This is a genomic window from Glycomyces salinus (assembly GCF_016428645.1).
In the GTDB taxonomy this organism is placed as follows: domain Bacteria; phylum Actinomycetota; class Actinomycetes; order Mycobacteriales; family Micromonosporaceae; genus Glycomyces; species Glycomyces salinus.
Map to the genome: position 1 here is coordinate 81,379 of NZ_JAELXW010000006.1, position 26,651 is coordinate 108,029.

Sequence of the window (26,651 nt, forward strand, 5' to 3'; positions counted from 1 at the left end):
GGCGCATCCGCGGTGTGGGGGCGGCCGGGCGGTCGGCGGCCCGGCCCGAGGGCGGGTTGCCGACCGAATGGGGCGAGCGACCCCAGCGCAAGGCGTATGTCGGGTTTCCGACCGCCGCCCGGCCGCCGCGCGGTTGTTACGCGAGCGCAATCGGTTACCGTTTCAGGGGTTTTGCGGCTTTTGCCCCTGGCGCGGCGGGGATTCGGGCTCCCCAAAACCCCCACCTTGGTGTCGACACGCCGGGTCGCATCTGCAACTATTAGGCCATGTCGCAGCAGCCCTCCAACAGTACCTTTTTCGACAACGACCAATCGGTGCCGGAATTCCCCGTGCAGTTGCGGGGTTATGACCGACACCAGGTGGATGAGTTCATCCAGAAGAACATGGCGCGGCTGACCCAGGTCGAGCAGCAGCGCACCGAGGCCGAGCAGCGGATGACCGACTCCCAGCGGCGGCTCCGCCAGGCCGAGCAGCGGGTTCAGGGACTCGAGCAGCGACTCTCCGAGCAGACCAAGCAGCTCGAGGAGAACTCCCGTCCCACCCTGTCCGGCCTCGGCACCCGGGTCGAGCAGATCCTGCGCCTGGCCGAGGAGCAGGCCAACGAGCACCGCGCCGAGGCCAAGCGCGAGACCGAGGGCATCCTGTCCGCGGCCCGCCTCGAGGCCCGCGAGATCACCGACAGCGCCCGCAACGAGGCCGGCGGACTCAAGCAGACCGCCGAGCGCGAGGCGACCACACTGCGCACGCAGGTCGAGCGCGAGGTCGCCGAGATGCGCACCAACGCCCGCCGCGAGTGCGAGACCCTCCGGTCCGACGCCGAGCGCGAGACCAAGCAGCTGCGCACCGCCACCGGCCACGAGGTCGCCGAGCTGAAGGCCTCGGTCGAGCGCGAGGTCGCCACGATGCGCGCCACCGCCGACCGCGAGATCACGCAGCTGCGCGCCAAGGCCGCCCGCGAGGCCGAGGAGAAGCGCGCCGAGGCCGCGAAGCTGTTCGCCGAGGCCAAGGAGAAGCGCGACAAGGACCTCCAGGCCCTCGATCTGGAGCTGGCCGAGCGCAAAGAGAAGGCCGAGCGCGAGGAGTCCGAGCGCCACACGCGCGCGGTCGCCGAGACGCAGAAGCTGGTCTCCGACGCCGAGAACCGCGCCAGGGACGCCGAGGAGCGGGCCAAGTCCGCCGAGACCCGCGCCGAGGAGAAGCGCTCCGAGGCCGACAAGTACGCCGAGGAGACCACCTCGAAGGCCAAGAACGACGCGCAGAAGCAGGTCTCGGACGCCAAGTCCGAGGCCGAGCGGCTGCTGTCGGACGCCAAGTCGGACGCCGAGCGCATCACCAAGGAGGCCGAGGACAAGGTCGCCGAGCTCACCTCGAAGCGCGACGAGGTGCAGGCCACGCTCCGCAACATGACCCAGACCCTGTCGGGCATGATGGGTGGCGCAATGGGAGAGGCCTTCGGAGAAACATCGGACGAGAAGTAATCCTGGCGAATCCGCGTTACCGTCGTACCCATCGCTGCGTAGATTGGTCATCAGGCGTTGGACGGCGGTGGGGGGAGCCACGGCTCTACCGCGTCCCGTCGCCCCGGTCGGTGATCGAGGCGGCGGGACGCGGCTTATGTGAGGATGAGGGTGTATGGCGCGTGACAAAAGACTTGGCGACGACAGCGACCTGCTGAGCGGCTTCACCGATGTCCAGCCACTTGAGGACGAGTTCGACACGGCGCTGCGCGGCTACGACAAGAAGCAGGTCAAGGCCGCGATCGAACGGTTGGAGCTGGAGCGCGACACGTACGCGGCCGAGAAGACCGAGGTGCAGGCCCAGGTCGACCGGCTGGTGGTGCAGGTGCAGCAGTTGCAGGCCCAGATCCAGGACCTGCGGCGCCGTTCGGCCGCCGGCGACAAGGCCTCCTACCGGCATCTGGGCGTCAAGATCGAGCACATGCTGACCCTGGCCGAGGAGCAGGCCGCCGAGATCAAGCAGGGCGCCCGCGCCGAGACCGCGGAGCTGCACCGCCACGCCGAGGGCAGGCTGCGACAGGCCGAGGCCCAGATCGAAGAGGCGCGCAAGGACTTCGAGACCACGCTCAAGGCCCGGCGGGCCGCGGCCGAGAAGGCCGAGGCCGACCGGCGGGCGATCATCGACGCCGAGATGAACAAGCGGGCCCGCGAGGCCCAGGCGCTGGTGGACCAGGCCAAGGAGCGGGCCGCGGCGCTGGTGTCCGAAGCCGAGCAGGACGCCGAGAACAAGCGGGCCGCCGCCGACGAGCAGGCCCGGCAGCTGGTCGCTCACGTCGAGCGGCTCCGCGGCGAGGCCCAGCAGCTCAAGGACGAGGCCGCCGCCGAGGCCGAGCGGACCGTCGCCGAGGCGCACGAGAAGGCCGGCCGGATCGTGGGCGAGGCCGAGGCTGAGGCCGAGCGCAAGCGCGCCGAGCTGGAGGTCGAGCTGCAGGAGATGCGCGCCGAGACCGTCGAGAACCTGGAACGGTTCAAGCAGGAGACCGAGACGTTCGCCCAGACCGTCCGCACCGAGGCCGAGAACGAGGCCACGCGGGTGCGCGCGGAGGCGGCCGACCAGGCGACGCTGACGCGCACCGAGGCCGCCGACGAGGCCAAGCGGGTCCGTCAGGAGGCGCAGCGGCGCACCGAGGAGGCCGCGGCCGAGGCCGAGCAGCTGGAGGCCGAGGCGCGCGAGAAGGCCGAGAAGCTGACCGCCGAGGCCGACGAGCGGGCCCGGAAGGTCACCGAGGAGGCCGAGGCCGAGGGCGAGCGTCTGCGGGCCGAGGCCGCCGCAGCTGCCGAGCAGACGACGGTGGGCGCCGCCGAGAAGGCCGAGAAGCTGGCCGCCGACGCCACCGCTCAAGCGGAGAAGCTCCGCACCGACGCTGCCGCCCAGGCCAAGACGATGCGAAAGGAAGCCTCGACCGAGGCGGAGAAGCTCCGTTCGGACGCCGCCTCCGAGGCCGAGAAGCTGCGCTCCGAGGCCGAGGCCGACCGAAAGCAGGCCGAGGAAGAGGCCCGGAAGGCGCGCGCCGAGCTCGAGCAGATCGAGTCCGAGCGCGAGCGGCTGCTGGACGAGGCCCGCGCCGAGGCCCAGAAGGTCCTCGACGAGGCGAACCTGGAGGCCGAGCAGGTCAAGGCCGAGAAGGAGAAGTCCGTCGCCGAGGCCGAGAAGCGGGTCGAGACGGCCAAGCAGCGGGCCAAGGAGCTGTCGAAGTCGGCCAAGGAGAAGGCCAGGCGCGACGCCGAGGGCATCCTGTCGACCGCCCGCAAGCAGGCCGAGAAGCTGCGCTCCGAGGCCCGCGGCCCTTCAGGCGACGAAGGCGGGAACGAGGAGAAGCAGGACGATGCGGCCGAGGCCGACAAGGTCTCGTCCTCTTCATCGTCAAAGAGCTCCTGACGCACCTGACGTACAGAAAGTGGGCCCGTGCCTGGCGGCACGGGCCCGCTGGCCGTTCACGGACCCTACCGGGCACAGGCCGGTCCGGGTTCCCGGTCCTCCGGCACTGGGATAAGGGATCGGCACCGGGTCTCCGGGGAGGGAAGCAAAAAGCGCTCCCCTGGGGAAGAGGAGCGCGCCCGAAACTGCGGGCAGGTTAGTCGATCTCGCCGGACTTGACGGCGGCGATCAGCGCGCTGAAGTCGGCGGTGCTCACGACGATGTGAGCATAGGTGTCGGCGACCGGAGTCTTGGTATCCCCCAAAGCGACCTCATCACCCTGGGCGGCGACCGCGACGCACTGTCCGCTCCCACCTCCATTGCTGCGGGTGCTCTTGCGGAAGAGGTCACGAGGCCAACGACTCGCGCCTGCACCATGACTCATTGTTCCACTTCCCTCAATACTGCCGCTAGATGATCCAATGTCTGTTTTTCACGCAGAGCGTCGTCCCAAAGCTGGTCGTAGACGCCTACCACCGAGTCTATGTCAGGCGCTTCGGCGACCACTCCGCCAGCAAGAGTCTCGACATGGAGCAGGGTCGGCCAAGTCTCGTGCATCTCAAGGATCGTAAATCCACCGTTGACGTCGAGGATCGTCGGAGCGGGCGAAGCCAAGGGCAGCAGTCTCAACTCCACACTCGGTTGCTCGGACACCTTCAGAAGGTGCTCGAGCTGCGCCGAATGGACCTTCCTCTCGACACCGCGGAGGCGATGGTAGAGAACCGCTTCATGGAGCACGAACCGAGCGGTCGGGCCGTTTGCCTTGCGCAGCAGTTCGCTTCGAAGGAGGCGGGCTTCGACCAGTTTGGAGACCTCGGCATCGGATGCCGTCGGCAAACCGGCCCGGATCAGGGCCTCTGCGTACATCGGGTGCTGCAACAGCCCCGGGTAGAACGAGATCTGGTAGTCATGGATCGCTCTCGCATTGTCCTCAGCCCAGAGGAAATCCGCGAAGTCCTGGTCCGACACCAGGCTGTCCCACCATCCACGCTGGGCGACATTCTCTGCGATATAGATGAGCTGCGCCCGCTCCGGCCGGGTGGCAACACCGTAGAGATTCATGAGATCGACCAGGATGTCACTCTTCACTGGGAACGTGCCAATCTCAAATCGGTTGACCGTAGTCGTTCCGCACTCTAGGTAGTCGGCAACATCCCTGATGCTGAGTTCCTTGGCCTTTCTCAGGTCACGAAGCTTCTGCCCCAGCCACTTTGCTCTCCAAGTGGGGTTCTTCGGTTCGACCATCACGCCATCCTCTCACTGCCTCGATGAGCGAATCCGCTGGCGCGCCGCCCTGACGATAGGGCGAGACTAGCACTCAAGCTTCACAAACACACCAACGATGGTCTTGACACTTTTGATGGTATCTACCATTATACTGGTAGTGATTCCATCGAGATGCTTCTCACGGAGTCATGCACGGTCCGGTATGTGCTGAGCGTTGGCCCTGGGATGGGGCCGGGGTCTCGCGACCGGACCGCCCGCATCGCTTGCCTCGGCCTTCAGGGGATCGACCGAGGGGCGGGCATCAACAACTGAACAGTCAGTACGCAGAGCTGCGGCCCGTCCGAGACGGATTCATTGGCGTGAGATGCCTCGGACGGGCCGCTTGAAACAGCGCGAAAGGACGAATCCTCCGTGCCTCAGATCATCGTACTTCCCGACGCCGCCGCACCGGCCGCCTCGCGGCCTGGTCATCGTTCCGCGCTCCGGAGTCCGCGTCCGGACGCCGCCATCTCACCGGAGGCGCGCGCATGAGCGGCCAGGTCTTCTGCTCGATCGACATGACCGGCGTCCCCGGCAGCGGAGTCACCCACGTCATCGTCAAGCGTTCCGGCCGGCACCTGTTCTGGTGCGCGGGTTTCACCAGGGCGAACACCACCGCCGACCTCGGCGTGGTGGTGCTCGGGTTCGACGGGCGCCTCACCGCAAGACTCGGCGACGACGGACTCCGCCTACTGCAAGGCGGCAGCCTCCCAGCAATGCTCGACGCTCTCAACGTGTTCCTCCGGCCGAAGGGGGCGCAGCGATGATCGCCCCGACCCGTGAAGCCTGCCCGGTCATGTCGCTCACCGTCGACGAAGGCGCCGAGCGCGGACTGCGCCTGCTGTTCACCGCGTACCTCGGCCGAGGCTCGGTCGGTATCGAGACCACTGGCCCGCGCCTCGGCATCGTCGGTGTGGTCACCGGCATCGGCGAGGCGACCCGCCACGTTCTCCAGCTCGAATTCGAGGAGGCGTACGCCGACCGGCTCGGCTACACCACCCGGCCGCTCCGGGACGCCGCCGAGCACTTCTACCTCAGCACCGCCGCCGATCTCGCGTCGCTGCGCATGATCGGCGAGTTCAACCTCGCCGACGGCCGCTGCTACCGGCTCTACGCCGGACCGGGAGCCCATGCGGCCAGCATCCGCCGGATCGCACCGGGAACCGAGTCCCGCAAGCGCGTGGCGGCCACCGGGCTCAACACCAAGCTGCCGCACTTCACGTTCCCACCGAACTGGTCGGCGTCCGATCGTCGGATCGCCAGGGCCGCGATCAGGCGATCATGGCTCCGAACCCAGCACCGGCCGCCGGGAGACCAGGAGTGAGCGACGACGGCTTCGTGGACGACTTCCACCTCGAAGAAGTCGTGTTCAGCGTCCACATTCTCACCGGCGAACCGGGCTGGTTCCGCATCTCCGCCTACGACGGGAAACGGCACCACCCCCAGGTGTGCGCCTTCGGCCCGACCGGCACCGAACCGGTCTGGTCCGAAGGCGTGGACCGCCGCTGGAGAAGGGACCGCATCCTCGAACTGGCCCGCGAGGTAGTCCGGGAACAACCGCCGTGGTTCCGGCCGGGACACGACTCGTGAATAACCGGCTTCGGCCCTGTCATCCACCGGCCCTGACGGAGATCCGAGGCAGATACCAGACTCCGGCTGCGGCCACCGCGAGTGCGAACACCGCCAAGAGCGGCAAGGGATACCCCAGTGACATGCCGAGCGGCAGCTCGGCGTCGACACCCGCCCCGCTCGCCGCCGCGGCGGCCTCGGACGGGTCGATCGCGAACCTGTGGAGCGTGACCTGCCCACTCGGATCGTCGCCGACGGGATACTTCACCGACTGCCAGACCAAATCCTGAGCTCCGGCCAACCACACCAGGACGACCGAGAGAACCCCGGCCGGCCAGAATCCGCTCAGGACCACGAGCCGGGCCCTTCTCCGGTCGACACCGGCCGCAACAGTCATCCGCCGCCGGTCCTCCAAGCCCCAGAACAGGGCGGTGAACACGAACAGAGCAGGGATGCTGATCCAGGCCCGCGACAGCAGCGCGGCCCAACCGTCAAGCTGCCAGGTCTCGTGGAACCACGTCATGACGAGCGGCCCGGTGCCGACGAACAGCCATGGCGCGAAAGGCAGCAGGAGCCAACGGCTGTGGCGCCCCAGCGGCCGCAGCACACCGATGGCGAACCCACCGACGGCGGCCACTGCCACGGAGCAGACTGCGAGGAGCAGCGGCGGAAGCCACGTGTGGGCGACGACGGTCGCACGATCCGGGTAGTCGCCGTCGAGCGGGCCGGTCAGGTTCGTGACCCAGGGCCACAGGCTCCACAGCACCGCGCCCAAGAGCAGCGTGGACACGACTCCGCTGATCGCGCCCCAGGGCACCCTCATCCGTTCCGCCACGCGCTCCGACCGAGCCCGGTACTCGAACCGCACCCGGCCGAGCACGAACAGCAGAGCGGCGCCGATCCCCAGCATCGCCAGCACCATGAACAGCACCGAAGACGCCGCGAGGCCGAAGCCGGGCGCCGATGACGAGTACAGGCCCTGAATCAGGGCGTAGGAGACAGGACTCAGCGCTGCGGCCTCCGGATCGAACGAGGGCAGCGCTACTACCTGCAATCCAACAGCTATCAGCGCCAGGACCGATATCCCGCCGCCCACGAGCGCCGAGATCACCCGCGTGGCCCCACGGAACACCGACATCCACGCCAGCACGCCCACACTGAGAATCACTCCCGAGCACCCGATCGCCCAAGGGAGCGATCCTGAACCGAAATCGTCCCCACGCACGGCCAGCCAGGCCGCAGCGACCCCGGTAGGCGCGAACACGACCGCCGGGACGCCCCAGACACCGCCGAAGACAACAACCGCCGCGCCGCCGGCACGGTGCACGCAATAGGCCAGTACCGGCGCCATTACTCCACCGACGAGCACCGCTCCACCCGCCACCGGCAATACGTTCGACCACGACGACCCGAACGCCGGGTCATCGAACATCAACCGGTACCAGGCGAGTCCGACGAACTTGGGATCCGAACCGAACATGGTCCAGTCCTGCAGGCTCCGCGATACGGTCGCATAGGACGGGATCACATATGCGAGAACCGCGACGGCCCCCGCAACGGCGACACCAACCCACCCGATCAACCTACGGCGCAATCCGCCGCCCACATCGACTGCCGTGTCGCGAACCTCTGACTCATCGACGGCGAGACTCATTCAGAAGTTCCGTTCCCCGTCCTGGCCTGGACCTCCCGAAGCCGCTCGGCGAACGGGTCGTTCCCCAAGGTGGAATCCACATAGGTACACCAATCTCGCACCGAGTGACCGGTCAGCAACCACAACATGATGACACCGAACAAGAAGTTCCGGAAATCCGACCCGGAAACGTTCCCATTGAGGCCAAAGCAATCTATAACATCTCCACGAAGGTGGCGTTTGCGACCAATTTTGGACCTTCATATACATCCATTCTTGCACCCTTCTCAAGATAAGGATCAACAAGTTCCCTTGCTAGAAAGTCTACGCTATAAATTCGCTTCAGATTTTGCAATATCCTGACTTCTTCTAGCATAACACTGACAATGTTTGTGCTACCTGTCGGACGAAAATTCAGATCGACAAATACGGCAGTAGCCGCATAAACAACCCTAGAAGGTGGCCCACTGATCCGGCTCCCTCCTCGCGCGACTTCCAGCAAACAATGACTCGCCCTACCGGATTCTCGCTATTTTCTATCATCACGCAACTCAATGGCTACCAGGAATCAAATATGCTCGCATCCCTCGGTCCAGCCGTTCGAATCTGGCACCACCAAATCCGCCTACGACACACTGCGAAACCCAGACAGCACTACTCGGCGACGCACGAGGCGAAGACCGACATGGAGACATGGCGCGTGAGAGGCTTCTACCGCGACGGAACCCTTCAGTTGATAGGTGCTTCAACACCCCTGCCAACGAAGTTCCCGTTGCTTCATTTACACCCTCACTAGGCACGACACCACACTCCAATGCACTTTGGAGAAGCCCTACTCGCGACCCCTTGCGCCCCAGCCAGATCCCTCACCCGAACGCCATTGACAGCACTATTCAGGTTGTCTGGATCACCTTGACCACCAAAAATATCTGACAGCCCCTGCCTGGGGGTCACCCGACGATCTCTACTCGGCAATTTATCCGCGGCTACTTCCACGCCCACTACAGGCAATCCACCCTGGATACCGTTTAGCGACAGAATCAATATCAAACATGGTCATTACCATGATGTTTTGACTTCCAGCGAGCTGGGATATACATCACTATCACTCCGGCAACAATTCCCCCGAATTCTATAGTCAGCCCCATTGCGATTTCCCCATTCGCAACTGCAATAAATGCAGCGGCCATCAAAATCGCAGATGCCATAGAAGCGATTACACTCAGAATATACTCAAATCCCTGAGCATTGAGAAATGTATAAGACTCTGACAGCTTCCTTGTTACAAAGGACTTGTATTTGGCCTCATTAGCAGTTAGTGGGGTGAGGAACTGCAATCTGGAGGAAAGCTTGGCATAAATCGCCCCGCCAGAAACTACAGCTACCGTGGCACACGCAACGAAGATCAATCCCTGATAAAGGAATTCAAGATTGCCTGAAAGTTGCCGAATAATTGCAAAAATTGAAATCGTGATAGAAAATGCAATACCATTATAGATCCAGCAAGACAACATTCTATACATTAGATCCTCCTCAGTGATATCGAGCTATGATCATTGAATCGGGCTCTCAATCTATCGCAATCCGAGACAATCGATAATACTTCAGAGGCATGGAGTTCAAGCCAAGGATCTATGAGAGATCCCAACTTTCCAGTCTCGACATCGCTTTCGATTCAAAGCCCAGGTTAGCCTGCTGCTTCAATTGCTCCATCAATGCAATATCCACCATAGAACCCCAGCATTCCACCTCCCGCTATGCCGACAAAGGCCCCGGGGACACCACCAAGTGATCCGATAGACCCATAAATGGCCGCAGCTCCAATCGTAATCAGATTTCGCGCATGACCATTTATATGACCATACTCTTCTAGGGCCACAGCGTTCTGAATACATCCAATGGTGATACGTTCACCGTCTTCCCAAGCATTTTCCCAAACACCACCGTATGTGAGATCTTCGCAGATCGAGTCAGGCCCGCCCATCAATCTGCATTGTTCCTGGGTGAGCTCGTCGAATCCATCTACGATGCCATCCCAGCCGAAGTCCCACATATCCCCAGCGTCATCCTCTCCGGCCTGACCATCGAGGGCGGGTGGTGGTGTCGGTTTCTCTGTCGGGTAGTTGATGCCACCGCAGCTGCCGCAGCCGGTGCCGTTGTGAGCATCGAATGCGTCGCAGCCGTAGTAGTACGAGCAGCCGTTCGCCGGATCGAGGACATCGTGGTTCGACGGCGCCCAGGAGTCTTCACCGTAGTACTTGCCTCCGCAGCTCCCGCAGCCGGTGCCATTGTGTGCATCAGCGGACTCGCAGCCGTAGTAATACGAGCAGCCGTTCGCCGGATCGAGCACGTCGCTGTTGTTGCCCCCACTTCCGGATCCGCCGCCCCCGTATCCATCGATCTTGGCAGGAATTAGCCCCGTTGGATCGGTGAAGGTGACTGGCGAGTTCAGAGAATAGGCGTAGCCGTTGAGTTGCTGGGCGTTGGTGTAAACGGCGATAGGGTCGACGGAACTGAATCGACCGGTGGTCGGGTCGTATTCTCGGGCACCGAGTGTGGTCAGGCCGCTGGTTTCGTTTTCGATGCCGCCGACGAAGCCGCGTTGGTCGGGCCATTCGCCTTTGGTGAGGCCGCGTTGGTTGCCGAAGGGGTCGAAGCGGCGGACGGTCGCGGTGAGATTACCGCCGTTGACGACCCATTGATCGGTGCCGTGGTGGTCGCCGCTGAGCCACTGGATGTGGCCTCTGCCGATGCGCAGTCCGATCGTTTCGTTGCCGTGCCGGTAGTAGCGGCGGACTTCGATGGTGTTCTGGTTGGCGTCGTAGGTCAGCTCGTATCCTGCGGCCCAGGCGGTGATATCGCCGTTCGGGTCAATGCGGGCGAGGCGGTCCCCGTCGGCGTCGTCGAAGAAGCTGGTGGTCTCCTCGCCGTTGGCGACGGTCTCGAGGCGCCCAGTAGGGGCCCAGTCGAGGATGGACAGGTCGCCGGCGCGGTCGATCGAGGTGGTGAATCCGGCCTCGTTGTAGGTGTAGACGTCTCTTTCGCCGCCGTTCTCTTCGGTGGCGACTTCGGTCAGCGCGTGGCCGGTGGACTCGTAGGTGTAGGTGTCGGTCATCCGCCCGCCGGTGGTCCAGCGGGTTTCGGAGGTGCGGTTGCCGGTCAGGTCGTACTCATAGGACGACCAGTACGCCCCTGGTCCGCCGATCACCGATTCACTCGGCGCCTCGGCGCATTCACCGGCCCCGGCCTGGGCCCATGCCTCGGTCAGCCGGTTGCGGTGATCGTACTCGAAGCACTGCGTCTCTGGTTGGAGCGCATCAGCGGAATGGACCGGTTCGTCAGTGATCGAGAGGATGTTCCCGGCCTGGTCATATTCGTAGGCGAGGGCGGCGATGCCGTAGTTGGTGCCGTCGAACTCCCCTGGCTTGAGCTTGTCGAAGTAGAACTCGGCGAGCCTGCCGGTGCCTTCTTCGTAGATCCAGGTCTGCCATACTTGTCCGGAGCCTCCGCTGTTGTCGTTTGGGTCGCCGAGGCGCCGCTGGAGCAGTTGGCCGTATGGTGAGTACACGGCCTTGTCAACATAGACTGTGCTGAAGAAGTCGCGGCTCTGGCTGGCGACGCGGCTCGGTTGCCCCATCTCGTTGTAGCCGTAGAGCATCACCTCGGAGTGCAGGTCGCCGGCTCCGACGGTGCCGTAGTATCGCAGGCTCCCGTCGGGGTGGTAGGTGTACTCCTCCCAGTATTCGCCTGCCAGGGGCCCGGCCGCCTCGGGCAGGAAGGTGGAGGTCTCCTTGGGTCGCCCGGCCTCGTCGTACTCGTTGATCGCCTTTGTCCATGCCTGGCCGTCGATCCAGTTGGTGGAGGTGTGCGGCAGGCCGATCCCGTTTTCAGCGCCGTCGTATGTCCACTCGGACAGCAGGGTCCCGTTGTCGATGCCGCCTTCCCATCGGGCGGTCTTGCGGCCAAGCGGGTCGTACTCGTAGGACAAGGTGGTCCCGATCGCGTCGGTGGTCGAGGTCACCTGGTCGGCGGCGTTGTATTCGGTGGTCGAGTGTCCGGTGTCGGGGTCGTCGGCCGCGATTTGTCGGCCTCGCAGGTCGTAGCCGAAGGTCCATTGGTTCTCTGCCGGGTCGGTGACTGTCGCCAGTTGTCCGCGATTGGTGTAGTCGTAGCTGGTGGCGTCGAAGTCTCCGGTTGGTTCGTTGCCATGGAATTGGCGGAGTTCGACGGTGCGGCCACGGGCGTCCTCGAGCGTTGCGGTGGCCGAGGCGCCTTGCGGCGGCGTGACCGTGGTCTGCCAGAAGTCGTCGTGGCCGCCATAGCTAGTGGTGGTGCGCCAGCGTTCGTCGTCCTTGACCACGAAGATCTCGTCGGTCACGCGCCCGGCGCCGTCGTAGATGTATTCGGTGCGGGACACGTCGTTGGTGCGGCTGATGCGCACCAGGTCGCTGGTAGGGCCGGAGTCGTTGTTGAAGTTCGCTCCTGAGATGTAGTCGACTTGTCCCCTCGAGTTGTAGACGGTCTGGGTGATCAGGCGTCCGTCGTAGGTGTCGGCTTGGGTCTGGCGGGGACGGAGCAGGCCGTCGTAGAGTGCGATCTTGGTCAGATACGACTCGTTCCAGATCATCGTCTCGGTGGTCACCGCGCTGGGTTCGGTGTCGGAGACGGCGTAGGAGAACTTGAGGTTGGGGACATCGTCCGCGCCGCGGTCCTGCCCGGGCAGCCAGACCGCGGTCCGGCGGCCGAGCGAGTCGTACTCGACCGCCGTGACCTGGCCGCCTGCGCTGGTAGCGGTCAGCATGGCGCCCCAGGTCGGCGCATAGGTCGCCTCCTGCACGTGGCCGAGCGGGTTGGTGGTGGTCACCGCAGTCACCGGGCCACTGGCATCAGCCGGAGTGTAGGCGGTTGTCGTCTCTTCACCGAGGGCGTCGATGGCGCTGGTTTCGCGGCCAAGCGAATCGAAAGTCGACTCGGCAAGCGTGACGTAGATGGGGCCTGCGTCCCATTCGTCGAGGATCTCGGACCGGGTCATCAAGCCTCGCGTCGGTGCGGCACCGAAGTCGTGGCCATCATAGTAGGCGCGCACGTCGCTGACCACATCGTCCGGGCGACTGGGATCGGCATCGCAGGGGACGGCGACCGTCTCGACACGCGCGGGTGCGTCCAGGATCCAGGCGGCGGTGTTGTCGGCGTACTCGGTCCGTATGCACTGTTCGTCGTCGTCGGCGGTCGTGTCGCCGTGGTGGCTGACTTCGATCCCGCGGCCGTAGTCGTCGTAGGTGGTCGTGGTCCGGGTCGTGCGCCAGGCGGTGTCGGAGAGTCTGGTGCGGGCGTCGACCCGGCTCGGTCCGGTCATCCACGCGTCCAGTTCGCCGCCGTCGTGGTCGCGGGTGGCGGTCTTCCGGGACCAGTAGCGGGTCGTGGTCGAGCCGATGACCGTTGTGTCGTCGTAGGAGATCTGCTCCCAGACCTGCCCGGCCAGGGCCTCGTGGTCGGTGACGGTATTCCCATGTGTGTCGGTCAGCTCGACGCTGCGCTCGCCGCCGTCGGGCAGGGGTTGGCCGTCCATGCCGCGGAAGTAGCGGGTGGCCGACCGCAGCTGCGGACCGGGGTCTTGCGGGTCGCCGACGCGGGTGGTCACCTGCGCATAGCCGCGCCACTGGTTGTAGGTGCGCTTGTCGTCCTCGGTGAACTCCGAGTCATCCCAGGCCCACAGGACAGCCGTGCCGCCCCCGGCGGTCGAGTAGTCATAGAAAGTGCGAACATCGTCGCCCCCGCCGGTGGAGTCGGACTCGATCACCTCGGCCACGACGTACTTGTGGAAGTATGCCTCGACCGGCTCGTCGACACCCTCGGGCGTGTACCGGGCCGGATAGCAGCGCCGGGTGTTGTCCTCGGGGTCGGCCGGGAGGCTGCCGGCCGAGCAGTCCGGTGGGGAGTAGGTGATCGAGACCGTCCCGCCGGTCTCGTTCTTGACCGAGGTCAGCCGCGGCCGCCAGACCCCCGGATTGGCCGAGCCGTCGTCGACCCGGTTGGGCAGGAACGTAGCGCCGAACTCGACCGGCGGCATCGTCTCGCTGCCGCCGCCCAGACCGGTGTGCTGCACACTCGACAGCCACAGGACCACCTGGGAGGAGTCCCCGTAGTCCTTGAACTCATGGCTCAGACTCCAGGAGTCGACGTCGTCGAACGCGCCCGCACCGGCGTTCCAAACGTAGGTGGTGATCTCTGTCAGGCGTTTGGTGGAGAAGAACACCGGCGAGTACTGCTCGCAACCGGTACCGGACTCGCAGTCCAGATCCCAAGGCACGTCCGGCCAGTTCGACGACTTCGGGTCGCCGGTGCTGTTGTAGCAGTCCTCCAGGCAGCGATCGGAGACGTTGAACCGGACCTCTCCGGTCGGTTCGACCGAGTTGTCTGAGCGTAGGCCGTACTCGATCCGCTTAAGCCAGCCCGAGCGGGTGTAAGAAACCGCACTGGATTCGCTGTCGACCGCCGGTGCGTAGTAGCCGGTCTCGGTGGCGTAGTAGTAGCGGGAGGCGTTGCCGTGGACGTCGACGACCTCATCGAGCATCCACCGGTATGCCTGCTTGCAGTGGGAGCCTTCGAAGTCGCCGGAGGAGTGGCACGGTTCGCCGGAGTGGTTGCCGAACACCGGCACCGTCCACCGCGAACGCGACTCGCTCGGCTCGGAGGCGAAGAAGTACTGGGTGCCATCGGTGGTCGTCACCTTCCACCGCTCACTGGTGGAGGCCGACGGCGAGGCCGCCGAGCCGAGCAGTTCGATCCGCCAATTGGCGTCGGAAGCCGCCCGCCACTCCCCCGAGTCGTCATCGAGGACCAAGGCCGTGTTAGTGCCGTTCAACGACATCGTGATCGATGGTGACTCGTCGTCCCAGCACAGGTCACCGGTGGGATCCTCGCCGTTGTTGCCGTCCTGCTCGCTCTCGGCGCCGCAGGAGGTGTAGGACCGCTCGATGAACCCGGGCGAGTAGTTCCAGCCGTCGCCGACCCAGGAGGCCTGATTGTTCGTCCCCGAGGTCAGCCCGTCATGGCTGGCCGAGGAGTACGACAGCGCCACATCCGGACTCGGACCGGTCGCCGGCGGCACCCGCATGCCGTAGGTGTAGGAGTAGGCTCCTGAAGAGCCGCCCTGCGTCCACGACCCCGCCGAAGACAGATCGGTGGCCGTCCAATCCCCCGAACCGGCGGCAGTGTCACTCGTCCCGTCCCAGCTCCGGGCATTGTCCTCGAACGCCGACTCAGCAGCCCCGACCGACGAGACCGACGTCGAGCCGAATTGCTGCGGATCGCGCTGGAAGTCTTGAGCCCAGGCCGGGCCCGTGGTCAGCAACGTCATCGACACGACTGCAGCAAGCGAGACCGCGGCGGACTTACGGGCTGTGGAACCTATCCGGGATGGACTCATTGGGGCGCTCCGGTACTCGGGTCGTGAGTTCGAGGTCTGCTGGGGCATCATCACGGCACCACCAAATCTGGGTCATATCTCGATGCAATGACCGTCTCCGGCAGCGCGCCCTTCCAGACGATGACGTCGTCCACCGCACCGTTCAGCGGGTTCAAGAGGGTGGTGTCATCTCCTGGAAGGGCAGCACCGATCGCCATGGGCCCGAACGAGTCGAACCCGACTGCCCCGGTCGCGGTCGCTTCGAGCTCCCCGTTGACGTAGAGGCGCACTTCTCCCTTAGCCAGGTCGTAGACGCCTACGAGGAGGAACCACTCGCCTGGGGTCGAGGAAGTCTGCGAGCTGGCAGTGGCTGGACTGCTGTCGGCGGTGTCACTGGGAACCGTCATGGCCCAGGTACCATCCGACCGGTGTTCAAGGGAGAACGCCGCGCTCTGGGCATCGTTCTGGGCGATGACGACCTGGTCGGTACTGGTGTCGTTCAGCCTCACCCAAGCAGCGACGGTGTACGACTCATCGGTGTTCAGTACCGGTCCGTCGGTGTGGGCGTAGCCGCCACCGCCGAGCTCGAGCGCGAGGGCTCCGTCATTTTTGCCCCACCAGCCTTCGGTCCATTCGTAGTCATCGACCAGGGTGAGATCAGATCCTTTGTCGGACCAGTCCTCGCCGCCGCCGTCGAGGTCGAGTCCCCACCAGGCGGCGAGTTCGGCGGGCGGGTCGCCCATCATGCCGGAGATCTGGTCGGCATCGACCGGGCCGCGCCACAGGCGGACGTCATGGAGGGAGCCGGTCAGGTGGCTCCATCTGTTCGTCGCTCCATTGGCGCTGCACCCGACCACGGTCGCACCGAAAGCCGCCCACGGCGAGTCAGGGCCCGTGCGTGTGCCTTGCAGTGCTCCGTCGACGAACAGGCGCATCTCGTTCACGGCTGCGTCGTAGACCACTGAAAGGTGGTACCAGCGGTCGGCCTCGACGGCGGCATCCGACAGGACGGTCAACCACGACGATTCACTCGGAGGAGCATCGACCCCGTGCATCGCGAACTGCCACTTACCAACCGAAGCCGCATAGCGAAGCCGAAAGCCCGGCCGGTGGTCCCCCGCGATCGAGACCACGGTGGCGTTGTCCGACAGCGAATCCAGCTTCACCCAGCCCGCAGCGGTGAAGGACCGATCGGTCGCCACCGCCGGCTCCGGGAATTCCAAGCAGGTCGAACCGTCCAGCTCAACGGCACCCGAGGGGCGCTGGTAGGCGTCCTCGCCAATGGTCACACCAGAGGGGATATCCAGATCGCGACCATGGACGGAGGCGTCGGTGCCGCCATCGCGGAACTCCCAGTGCGCCTGTTCCGACGCGGTCGGCAGATCAACCATCGCCCCCTGGATTTGGTCGTCGGTCAGCAGCCCCTGCCAGATCCCGACCTGATCGATCGCACCGTCCACGAAGTGACTCGTGCTTCCCGAAGCGCTCACCAGGCATCCGAGGCCGAAATCGGACTCGGCCCGCCAGGGGGTGAAGTCGATCTCGCGCTCTGCGGCCAGCTCCCCGCCCAGGTAAAGGCGAGTTATTCCCGCGTCAGGGTCATAGGTTGCCGCGATGTGCTCCCATTGGCCGAAGTCGACCGTGCCGGCCGCCGAAACGCTGTTCCACTCATAGTCGGCTGACAACACCGAGAAGCGCCACCTACCGTCATCGGCCGCGTATTGGATCTGGAAGGCCGAGTGGTCTTCACCTACCTGCATCAATGCCTTCTCATAGCCGTCGGCCGAGTCAAGTCGGATCCAAGCCGATAGCGAATAGGCCCGGTCGGTCTCGATCACCGGTTCACCGGAGGCCAGACACGTGTTGCCGTCAAGGACGAGCGCCGAGTCGGGTCGACCATCACGGTCGGGCTCGAATGTGACATCGCCGGAGATCGGGCTCAGGTCGTTGCCGTGCCCGGAGTCATCAAGGGTGTCGCCCTCGAATCGCCAGGTCGCCATCGGCGTCGCCGGGACGTCGTTGCCGACGAAGAAGGTGAACGTCCTTGAGTCCGACTCGTTCCCCGCCTTGTCGACCGACCGCACGTACAGCACATGCCGCCCGGCCGACAAGTCACTACCAGTGACGGTCGCCGTCCCGTCCGAGCCCACCTCTTGGTCGTAGGTGTTGGTCTGCCACGAATACTCGAACCGGTCGACCCCCGAGCTGACACCATTCACCTCGGGGTCGGAAGAGGACAAGGCGATCTCGACGGTGTCACCGGCACTGAACGGCCCGGTCGAGTCCGGTGCGATTTCGGGCCTGGTCGGCTTGGTGTGGTCGACCTTGAACCGGCATGGCGGTGTCCACGGTGTGGCGATCGAGGAGTCGGTCGCACTGATCGCGCGCGCCACCCAATGGTAGTAGCCGTCAGGCAACGCCGCCGACGACGGCAGCGACTTCGTCCGGCGATGCCCCTTCGACAACACCCCTGACGTCCAGTCGTAGACCTTGGTCGCCCCCGCGCCCGAAGTCCACACCCGCGCCTGCCACCGGACCTGGCTGGACTTGGACGAGATGTAGGCGCTCAGGCCGGGCCGACCAGTGTTGATCCACGGCGACGCACCGAAATCATCGGTGCACGACATGCCGTTGATCTCAGTCCGCTTGGGCTGGTACGGCAGGACGTCGTAGAGGATCTCCACATGCGCGTAGGAAGCATCGAAGCGATTCCAGTACCGCAGGTCCGGAGAAGGGAACTCGGTCGGGGGCCGCAGCGCCACATACAGATGCTTGCCCTCGGCCGCGTCCACGGTATCGATGTACGACCCGATCCCGAAGTCGACGTAGGCCGACCCGCCGCAGCCACCGCGCCCGTTGTCGGCCTCCCCGGTCGTCCGCCGCGTCGAGGCGTAAGCGGTCGGCTGGTCGTTCCAGGTGTCCCCGGAGGCCGAATGGAATGGCTCGGCCCGGTACAGGTGCATATTGCCGTTGTCACACAGCGCCGAGTGCCGCTGCAGAAAGGAGACCGTGGCGCTCGAGGGGATCCGGTAGTCGCTCCGGGTGACTCTGGAGACGTCGAACCGGAAGTAGGAGCGCATCCGGAACGGTGTCGAAAGGCAATCGGCGCTGCTGTTCCACGAATCACACGCCTGCCCGACCCCGGCATCCCCGTAATAGTCCTTCTCGGTCAGATGCGAGGTCTTCCAATAGCTGGTGTTCTCGTACCGGCTGGAGACGGTGATCCACCCGTTCGTATTCGGCGCCCACACCGGATCGATCGTCACCGGGTACACCGTGTCCGGCCCCTCCAGCAGGTCGCGGTCGGGGAACAGCCGCAGGTCCGACCCGTCCAGTTCCACACCCACCACAGCGGGCTCGTCGTCGCTGGCCGCCGCGAACGTCGATGCCTGCTCGCTCACGTCTGGTTCGGACGAGTCCCACATCTGCGGCGGCGCCGCCCCCGCGAACAGCTCTCCCGAGTCAGCAGTGGTCAGCTCGATCCCGCCGGCCTCGTTGAGCGCGGCTTCCAGACCGGAGGTCTCGAAGCCGAACTCGATCGCCTCCAGCGCCGGGTCAGCCGCGGCCTCGGCGGAATTCACGACCAAGTCGTGGGCGAAACCTTCGGCCGAAACGGTCACCACCAAATCGACGCCGTCCATGACCTCGGGATAGGTCGCGGTGGGTCCGTCGAGTCCGGGCTCGGGCAGGTCCTGGGGCCAGGCGAGCGCGAACGACCGCTCCCCGTCGGACAGTGACGCCAGCGTACTGGCTCCTCCGCCGGAGAATGCCATGTCCGATACCGCGTTGGCCGGCCTGACCATGCCGTCGGCATCGAGCTGCAGGGTGGTGTCGACCGGTGCCCACTGCCCCGAATCATCCATTGCCCGGAACGGCTCCAGAGCCGCCGAGAGTTTGACCGTCCCGTCCGGCTGCGCGACCGAGGTGCCCCACGGGGTCTGCTCGTCGAGGATCTCCACCTCCGAGTCGCACAGCTCGGCTAGCGTTACCGCCTCGAACTCGGTCTGCGCCTCGGTCGGCACCGGATCCGGACACGCGGCATCGTCCGGTTCCTCGGCTGAAGTCGGCGTTGCGGCCAACGGCACCAGGACGGCGACCGACAGGACTGTCACGAGACCGCGGCGGAGCAGGGGAGAGTGGTTGTGGGGCATGGGGTATCACATTCAGTTGGACTACCGGGGGGCGTCCACGATCCCATGAGGACCATGACTGTGAGTGAAGTTATCTTCCTCAATGAGGACTGTCAATCACGGCATGAAACCAAGACAGTATCCTCAGGGCAAATCCGACATGTACACAACGTTAAGAACCCAGCGCAAAGAGCAGACGGACACGAGCCCGATGAGCAGACTATGTGATCTATATCACTGAACCTAGCTTCGGATACATGGACCAACCTGAGACACGCCAGTGGGCCCGTGCCTGGCGGCACGGGCCCGCTTCGCGTTCGCGGCGCCTACTCGGCGCCGACCGGTTCGGGTTCTCGGTCCTTGGGTTTGTCACCGCTGGGCCCGGAGTCGTCCGGTCCCTTCCCGCGGCGCTTGGCCTCGCCGGAGCCGCCGGGGGTGGTGCCCACGATCGGCCCGGAGGAGCGCTTCTTGTTCCACACGTCGAAGAACACCGCGGCCAGCACGACCAGGCCCAGGATGACGCTCTGGAGGTCCTGGCCGACCGACAGGATCGACATGCCCTGGTTCATGATGCCCATGACCAGGCCGCCGACGACCGCGCCGATGATGGTGCCGACGCCGCCGGACATCGACGCGCCGCCGATGAACGAGGAGGCGATGGCGTGCAGCTCGAACATGTTGCCGGCGTCGGGAGTGGCCGACTGGAGCCGGGCGGTGAAGACGACGCCGGCCAGTCCGGCCAGGGCGCCCATGTTCACGAAGACCCAGAAGCTGGTCTGCTTGGTCTTGACGCCCGAGAGCGCGGCGGCCTTCTCGTTGCCGCCGCCGGCGTAGACGTGGCGGCCGAACACGGTGCGGTTGGCGACGAAGCTGTAGACGGCCACCAGCACCACCAGGATGATCCCGATGACCGGCAGGCCCCGGTAGCCGGCGAACAGGAAGGTCGCGACCAGGGCGGCGCCGACCAGCAGCGCGGTCTTGATGAAGAAGGCGATCGGCGAGCCGGTGTCGATGCGGTTCTTGGCCGCGACGTTGCGCGCCGAGATCTGCGTCCACAGGATGAACACCACCGCGACCAGGCCGATGATCAGCGTGGGCAGGTGGTAGCCGCCGACGACGCTGTCCTGCGCCCAGTAACCGGAGCCGAGCATCCGGAACTCCTCGGAGCGGATGGAGATCGTCTGCGCCTCCAGCACCCACAGCGTCAGGCCGCGGAACAGGAGCATGCCGGCCAGGGTGACGATGAACGCCGGTATTCGCACGTAGGCGACCCAGAAGCCCTGCCACACGCCGATGAGGGCGCCGGTGCCGACGGCGGCCAGGACGGCCATCCACCAGGGCAGGCCCCAGTCGGACAGGGCGATGGCCGAGATCGCGCCGGTGAAGGCCAGGACCGAGCCGACCGACAGGTCGATATGGCCGTTGACGATGACCAGCATCATCCCGATCGCGAGGATGAGGATGAACGAGTTCTGGACGACGGTGTTGGTGATGTTGCGTGGGGTCAGGAAGTTCTGGTCGAGCTTCATCACCTCGAGCACCTGGAAGAGCAGCATGATGAACACCAGGGCGATGATCATGCCGTATTGGCGCAGGTTGACCCCGCGCAGCGCGCTGAGCAGGCTCACAGTTCCACTCCCCCCCTGGCGGTCTCGAGTGTCATCAAGCGCATCAGTTCCTCCTGGGTGGCGTTCTCGCGGTCGACCTGGCCGGTGATGTGTCCGGCGCTCATGGCGTAGATGCGGTCGCACATGCCGAGCAGTTCGGGCAGCTCGGATGAGATCATCAGGACACCCTTGCCCTGGTCGACCAGTTCGTGGATCAGCTCATAGATCTCGTACTTGGCGCCGACGTCGATGCCTCGGGTCGGCTCGTCGAGGATGAGCAGTTCGGGCTCGGTGAAGACCCACTTGCCGAGCACGACCTTCTGCTGGTTGCCTCCGGAGAGGTTGCCGGCCAGCTGCTGGACGGACGGGGTCTTGACCCCGAATTCGCCGCGCAGGCGCTCGGAGACGGCGGTGATCTTGTTCAGGTCGACCACGCCGCCCTTGGAGACCTTGGCGAGCCCGGCGAGCGTGAAGTTCTGCTGCAGGTCGTAGTCGAGGTGCAGGCCGAACTGCTTGCGGTCCTCGGTGGCGTAGGCCAGGCCCGCCTCGATCGCGTCCGCGACGCTGCGCAGGCGCAGCTCGCGGCCGTCGAGCCGGGCGCTCCCGGAGATGGACGCCCCCCACGAGCGGCCGAAGAGGCTCATCGCGAACTCGGTGCGGCCGGCACCCATGAGCCCGGCCAGGCCGACGACCTCACCGCGGGCGACGGTGAGTCCGGCTCCGTGGACGACGACCCGCTCCCGGTGCTCGGGGTGGTGCACGGTCCAGTCCTCGACCTCGAAGAAGGTCTCGCCGATGTCGGGCGTGTGCGGCGGGTAGAGGTGCTCCAGGTCGCGGCCGACCATGGACTTGATCAGGCGGTCCTCGTCCACGGCCTCGTCGGCGGTGTCGAGCGTCTCGATGGTCTTGCCGTCGCGCAGGATGGTGATCTCGTCGGAGACCGAGAGCACCTCGCCGAGCTTGTGGGAGATCAGAATGCAGGTGACGCCCTCTTCCCTGAGCGTCTTGAGCAGCTCGAGGAGGTTCTCGGAGTCGGAGTCGTTGAGGGCGGCGGTGGGCTCGTCGAGGATGAGCAGTTTGACCTCTTTGGAGAGGGCCTTGGCGATCTCGACCAGCTGCTGCTTGCCGACGCCGATCTGCTCGACGAGGGTGCGCGGGCTGTCCCGGAGGCCGACCTTCTCCATCAGGTCGGCGGCCTCGGAGTTGGTGTGATTCCAGGAGATGACGCCGTTCTTGGCCTGCTCGTTGCCGAGGAAGATGTTCTCGGCGATCGACAGCTCGGGCACGAGCGCGAGCTCCTGGTGGATGATGACGACCCCGGCGTGCTCGGAGTCGCGAATGCCCCGGAAGCGGGCGGGCGCGCCGTCGAGCTCGATCTCGCCCTCGAACTCGCCGTGCGGGTAGACCCCGGAGAGGATCTTCATGAGAGTCGACTTGCCGGCCCCGTTCTCGCCCACGAGGGCGTGGATGGTGGCCCGCTTGACCCGCATGTCGACCCCGTCGAGCGCGAGCACGCCCGGGAATCGCTTGGTGATCCCCCTCATGCGGAGGATGTCTTCAGACATGACTTGGTCCTATACGGATGACTTACGGCTCTGGAGAGAGGTATCGGGGCGCTCCGAGTGGGCGGAGCGCCCCGGCGAGGGGCTCGCGGTTTCCGCGAACGGGGACTTACTCCAGCTCGGCGGCGTCGAGGTAGCCGGTGTCGACCAGCATCTCCTCGTAGTTGTCGACCGTGACGATGTACGGCGTGAGCAGCATCGACGGGACGACCTTGACGCCGTTGTCGTAGGACTCGGTGTCGTTGACCTCGGGCTCCTCGCCGTTGGCCAGGGTGGCGACCATGTCCACGGTGACGCTGGCGAGGTTGCGGGTGTCCTTGAAGATCGTGGCCGTCTGGCGGCCTTCGATGATCATCTGGACCGAGGCGACCTCGGCGTCCTGGCCGGACACGACCGGCAGGTTGTCGTCGGCGACGTAGCCGTTGGCCTCCAGCGAGGCGATGACGCCGCGGCTGATGCCGTCGTAGGGCGACAGGACCGCGTGGACGTCCTCGTTCGAGTAGTGGGTGCTCAGCAGGTTGTCCATGCGGCTCTGGGCGACCTCGCCGTCCCAGCGCTCGGTGGCGATGGTGTTGATGTCGGTCTCACCCGAGACGACCTCGAGCGCGCCCTCGTCGATGTACGGCTGGAGGGTGTCCATCGCGCCGTCGTAGAAGAAGAAGGCGTTGTTGTCGTCGATCGAACCGGCGAACAGCTCGATGTTGCAGGTGCCCTCCTGCTCCTCGATGTTGAGGCCGTCGAGGATCGACTGGGCCTGGAGCACGCCGACCTGGTAGTTGTCGAAGGTCGCGTAGTAGTCGACGTCCTCGGTCTCACGGATCAGGCGGTCGTAGGCGATGACCGTGATGTCCTCGGCCTTGGCCTGCTCCAGCACGCCGCCCAGGGACTGGTTGTCGATCGCCGCGATCACCAGGACGTCGGCGCCCTGGGTGATCATGTTCTCGATCTGGTCGACCTGCGTGCCGACATCGTCCCCGGCGAACTGCAGATCGGTCTCGAATCCGGAGGACTCGAACTCCTCGACCAGGTTGTCGCCGTCGTCGATCCAGCGCTCAGAGGTCTGGGTCGGCATCGCGATGCCGACGCGACCGGGGTCGTCGACCTCTGGGCGCTCGCCCTCGCCTTCCGAGCCGAATCCCTCCGGGACCGTCGCGGCCACCGGGTCGATGTTCACATCGCACTCGCCGCCGTCGCCGCCGCTGTCGTCGTCTCCCGACGCGCAGGCGGTCATGGACATGGACAGTGCGGCGACGCCGAGCAGACCGGCGAAAGCGCGTCGTCGAATGACGTTCATCAAGTAGTACTCCTTCGTACCAGGCGCTGCCGCTCTATAGCGGCAACGGCTCTGGGGGTCAAGACGTCCTCGATGCTTCAACTTTTTTCCACAAGCGTCAACAGCACGGAAGTCCTGTGTCCGAATCGTTGCAAATAGCTTGAGGCATGGAAACGACATGGGGTCGACTTCCGGCACATCGGACGCACCGTCCCGGCAGTCACAGCCCGCGCGGTCGAATCCCCCACCCGTTCGTGCCACATGCCTCCAGCCGACTACCACTCCGCCGATCGGATGGGATAGCCTCACATTTGGTGGCAAATCACGCCCCCCGAAGAGCGGACACCCCGAAGGGAGGTGAGCATGTCGGGCACCACGACAGTCGGCGCCGCCACCGTCGACCGTTTACTGCACCGCGACCCGGTATGCAGCGTCTTCAGCGGCATCGTCGCCTCCGACCCGACCAGTCTCCTGTGCGTCACCGTCGCACATGAGCGGGTCGACGGCTCCCGCCGCGAAGTCTTCCTCGAATGGGCCTCCAAGCTCACCGGACTCGCCGCCCACCCCCACCTGTCCAGGTGCGCGGCGGCGGGACTTACCGAGAACGGGCGGCCCTACCTGGCCGTCGGCGCCACCCGCCGGACCCTGGCCGACCTGCTGACCGAGCAGGGGCCCATGCCCGCCGGGCAGGTCCGCGCGCTCGGCGTGGCCCTGACCGACGCCCTGGCCGTCTACCACCGTGCCGGGCTCATCCACGGCACGATCCAGCCCGGGCACATCCTGGTCGGCCCCAACCGGCTGCTCCAGCTCACCGCCTACGACGTCACCGCCCCGGTCCTGGCCGCCTCCCAGCCGCCGGGCCCCTACACCGCGCCCGAGCACCTCGACGCCGCGATCGCCGGGGAGGTCGCCGCCAGCCCCGCCGGGGACGTCTACGCCCTGGCCACCGTCCTCTACGCCGCGCTCGGCGGGCGGCTGCCGTGGATCAGGTCCGGCCGCGAGGACGCGGCCGACCCGCTGCTGCGCGCCGCGCCGGTGCCGCACATCCCCGGCGTCGACACCGAGCTGACCGACTTCATCGGCGCCGCCCTCGACCCCGACCCGCGGCGCCGACCCACCTCGTTCGAGCTGCGCGACCAGCTGACCGGCATCGACCTGGCCGGTATGCGCGCGCCCGGGACCAAGCCCGCCGAGGTCGCCTCGGCGCTGCTGCCGCGGCGCGGCCTCCGCCCGGTCACCGTCGCCGCCTCGACCGAGCTGACCCCCTACCGGCCCCAGCCGGTCGGAGAGGGGCTGCGGCCCCGGCTGCGCAAGATCGCCACCGCCACCGCCGGGGTCGCCCTGACCGCAGCGCTGGTCGGCGGCGCCGCGCTGGCGACGTACGCCGCCACCAACCCGGAGGCGGGCTCGATGTGCGCGAGCTCCGACAAGCTGGCCGGGCGCGTCAACGCCGAGATCGGCGACGCCACGGTCGTCGACACCTGGTGCTCCGGGGACGACTTCGTCGCCGCCACCGTGGACCGTCCGGGCGGATCCGGCGGGGACGGCGAGGCCACCGAGCGCCTGGTCTGGCGCATCGAGGGCGAGCAGCTGATCCCGGTCACCGACTGCGCCGAGACGACGCTGCCCGAGAGCATCGCCGAGTTCCTCGAATGCGGGCCTTAGTCCCGCTCGGGCTTGGGCAGGAACCCTCCGAAGGCGGCGACGGTCTTGTCCGCGTAGGCGGAGGTGTCGCCGCGCTCCATCGGCCCGTCCCACTCGCGCGGCAGCGGCCCGGACCCCGGCAGGACGCGGGCGACGATCCGGTCGAGCGCCTCCTCGGCCTTGCCGACCCACAGGTGCCCGCCGCCGGAGATCTCGACGACCTCGGCCTGCGGGACCGCCGCGAAGCGCTCGCGGGCCTCGGGGTACTGGAGGTAGTCGTCGTTCTCGGGGATGAGCGCCAGCAGCGGGCGGCCGTCGGCGGCCCAGCGCGCCAGGTCCTCCTCGGTCGAATAGCGCAGCGGCGGCGACATCAGGACCGCGCCCGCCACGCCCGGCTCCAGGCCGTACTTGAGGGTCAGGTCGGTGCCGAAGGACCAGCCGACCAGCCACGGGTTCGGCAGCTCGGCGAACTCGGCGTACTCCACGGCGGCGGCCACGTCGAACCGCTCGCCCACGCCGCCGTCGAACTCGCCTTCGCTGCGGCCCTGCTGCGACTCGGTCCCGCGGGTGTTGAACCGCAGCACCGCCGTATCGGCCAGGGCCGGCAGGCGCCAGGCGGCCTTGCGGAAGACGTGGGAGTCCATCATGCCGCCGTGGGTGGGCAGCGGATGGACGCAGATGAGGGTCGCCTTCGGCGCGGCGCTCTCGGGGAGCGCCAGCTCGGCGACGAGTTTCAGTCCGTCGGCGGTCTCGAGGGTGATCGGGTTCCGACGCGCGGGGAGCATGCTCGCTGATCTGATAACGGCCACGGTGGGAATTATGTCTCGCCGACGCCTTCTCATCTACCGATAGTGTCCGGGTCTACGCCGGTCGCGGGCGTTCCAGCAGCCGGTGTGCCAGTGGCGTCGGTCGGCGCCGCCGCCGCCGTCGGACCAGGCGACCGTGTGCGGGGTCCCCGGCCGGATCTCGAGATCGCAGCCGGGGCAGCGGTAGGTCTTCTCGGCGGCGGAGCCGGTGATGCGGCGGACCTGGAAGCGGCCGCCGGGGCCGTCGACGATGGTGGAGTCCATAGCGGTGGAGCGCCGCGGCTCGGGTTCGGAGCGGCGCCGGTTCTTGCGGGGCAT

General features: G+C 66.0%; 17 protein-coding genes. 6 read left to right on the forward strand and 11 right to left on the reverse strand.

Annotation, left to right across the window (positions count from 1 at the left end):
- Nucleotides 1-266 precede the first annotated feature (266 nt).
- Nucleotides 267-1,478: a cell division protein DivIVA gene (locus tag JFB92_RS02600; RefSeq protein WP_372451555.1), complete on the forward strand. Its 1,212-nt coding sequence runs from the start codon at nucleotides 267-269 to the stop codon at nucleotides 1,476-1,478.
- Nucleotides 1,479-1,632: 154 nt separating this feature from the next.
- Nucleotides 1,633-3,396, forward strand: coding sequence for a polarized growth protein Scy-related protein (locus JFB92_RS02605; protein WP_199034590.1), 1,764 nt, complete (start codon nucleotides 1,633-1,635; stop codon nucleotides 3,394-3,396).
- Nucleotides 3,397-3,592: 196 nt separating this feature from the next.
- On the opposite strand, the gene JFB92_RS02610 is transcribed toward JFB92_RS02605, so the two are convergent.
- A complete protein-coding gene (locus JFB92_RS02610; RefSeq protein WP_199034591.1) occupies nucleotides 3,593-3,820 on the reverse strand; it encodes a DUF397 domain-containing protein in 228 nt (75 codons plus the stop codon).
- On the reverse strand, nucleotides 3,817-4,680 hold the full coding sequence (locus tag JFB92_RS02615) for a helix-turn-helix domain-containing protein (RefSeq protein WP_199034592.1): 864 nt from the start codon (nucleotides 4,678-4,680) through the stop codon (nucleotides 3,817-3,819). Before JFB92_RS02615 ends, JFB92_RS02610 begins: the two co-directional genes overlap by 4 nt.
- Nucleotides 4,681-5,189: 509 nt before the next feature.
- On the opposite strand from JFB92_RS02615, the gene JFB92_RS02620 reads away from it, so the two are divergent.
- From JFB92_RS02620 to JFB92_RS02630, 3 genes are read left to right on the forward strand one after another with little or no spacing between them, the layout of a single operon-like run.
- On the forward strand, nucleotides 5,190-5,468 hold the full coding sequence (locus JFB92_RS02620; protein WP_199034593.1) for a hypothetical protein: 279 nt from the start codon (nucleotides 5,190-5,192) through the stop codon (nucleotides 5,466-5,468).
- On the forward strand, nucleotides 5,465-6,025 hold the full coding sequence (locus JFB92_RS02625; protein ID WP_199034594.1) for a hypothetical protein: 561 nt from the start codon (nucleotides 5,465-5,467) through the stop codon (nucleotides 6,023-6,025). The genes JFB92_RS02620 and JFB92_RS02625 overlap by 4 nt, the downstream gene beginning before the upstream one ends.
- A complete protein-coding gene (locus tag JFB92_RS02630; protein WP_199034595.1) occupies nucleotides 6,022-6,291 on the forward strand; it encodes a hypothetical protein in 270 nt (89 codons plus the stop codon). The genes JFB92_RS02625 and JFB92_RS02630 overlap by 4 nt, the downstream gene beginning before the upstream one ends.
- A 19-nt stretch (nucleotides 6,292-6,310) precedes the next feature.
- Here the strand turns inward: JFB92_RS02630 and JFB92_RS02635 are convergent, their stop codons facing one another.
- The 7 genes from JFB92_RS02635 to chvE all read right to left on the reverse strand — a co-directional run bounded on the left by JFB92_RS02635 (nucleotide 6,311) and on the right by chvE (nucleotide 23,904).
- Complete coding sequence (locus JFB92_RS02635) at nucleotides 6,311-7,924, reverse strand: hypothetical protein (protein WP_199034596.1); 1,614 nt, start codon at nucleotides 7,922-7,924, stop codon at nucleotides 6,311-6,313.
- A 1,025-nt stretch (nucleotides 7,925-8,949) separates the two neighbouring features.
- Entirely contained in the window at nucleotides 8,950-9,426 is a 477-nt protein-coding gene (locus tag JFB92_RS02640; RefSeq protein ID WP_199034597.1) for a hypothetical protein, read from the reverse strand.
- A 164-nt stretch (nucleotides 9,427-9,590) separates the two neighbouring features.
- Nucleotides 9,591-15,263, reverse strand: coding sequence for an RHS repeat-associated core domain-containing protein (locus JFB92_RS02645; protein WP_199034598.1), 5,673 nt, complete (start codon nucleotides 15,261-15,263; stop codon nucleotides 9,591-9,593).
- Nucleotides 15,264-15,382: 119 nt separating this feature from the next.
- A complete protein-coding gene (locus tag JFB92_RS26440) occupies nucleotides 15,383-19,270 on the reverse strand; it encodes a LamG-like jellyroll fold domain-containing protein (RefSeq protein WP_199034600.1) in 3,888 nt (1,295 codons plus the stop codon).
- A gap of 497 nt (nucleotides 19,271-19,767) precedes the next feature.
- Nucleotides 19,768-21,069, reverse strand: a complete 1,302-nt coding sequence (gene mmsB, locus JFB92_RS02655) for a multiple monosaccharide ABC transporter permease (protein WP_307788994.1) — start codon at nucleotides 21,067-21,069, stop codon at nucleotides 19,768-19,770.
- Nucleotides 21,066-22,613, reverse strand: a complete 1,548-nt coding sequence (gene mmsA / locus JFB92_RS02660; protein ID WP_199034602.1) for a multiple monosaccharide ABC transporter ATP-binding protein — start codon at nucleotides 22,611-22,613, stop codon at nucleotides 21,066-21,068. Before mmsA ends, mmsB begins: the two co-directional genes overlap by 4 nt.
- A 106-nt stretch (nucleotides 22,614-22,719) precedes the next feature.
- The gene (chvE, locus tag JFB92_RS02665) at nucleotides 22,720-23,904 is read right to left on the reverse strand and encodes a multiple monosaccharide ABC transporter substrate-binding protein (RefSeq protein WP_269847754.1); all 1,185 of its coding nucleotides are present in this window, start codon (nucleotides 23,902-23,904) and stop codon (nucleotides 22,720-22,722) included.
- A 342-nt stretch (nucleotides 23,905-24,246) separates the two neighbouring features.
- Here chvE and JFB92_RS02670 point away from each other — a divergent pair, with 342 nt between their 5' ends.
- Complete coding sequence (locus JFB92_RS02670; RefSeq protein ID WP_199034605.1) at nucleotides 24,247-25,548, forward strand: protein kinase domain-containing protein; 1,302 nt, start codon at nucleotides 24,247-24,249, stop codon at nucleotides 25,546-25,548.
- On the opposite strand, the gene JFB92_RS02675 is transcribed toward JFB92_RS02670, so the two are convergent.
- Nucleotides 25,545-26,312, reverse strand: coding sequence for an alpha/beta hydrolase (locus tag JFB92_RS02675; RefSeq protein ID WP_233162195.1), 768 nt, complete (start codon nucleotides 26,310-26,312; stop codon nucleotides 25,545-25,547). The two genes, JFB92_RS02670 and JFB92_RS02675, sit on opposite strands and share 4 nt — an antisense overlap.
- A gap of 57 nt (nucleotides 26,313-26,369) precedes the next feature.
- A complete protein-coding gene (locus JFB92_RS02680) occupies nucleotides 26,370-26,597 on the reverse strand; it encodes an Rv1322 family protein (protein ID WP_199034786.1) in 228 nt (75 codons plus the stop codon).
- Nucleotides 26,598-26,651: the final 54 nt, after the last annotated feature.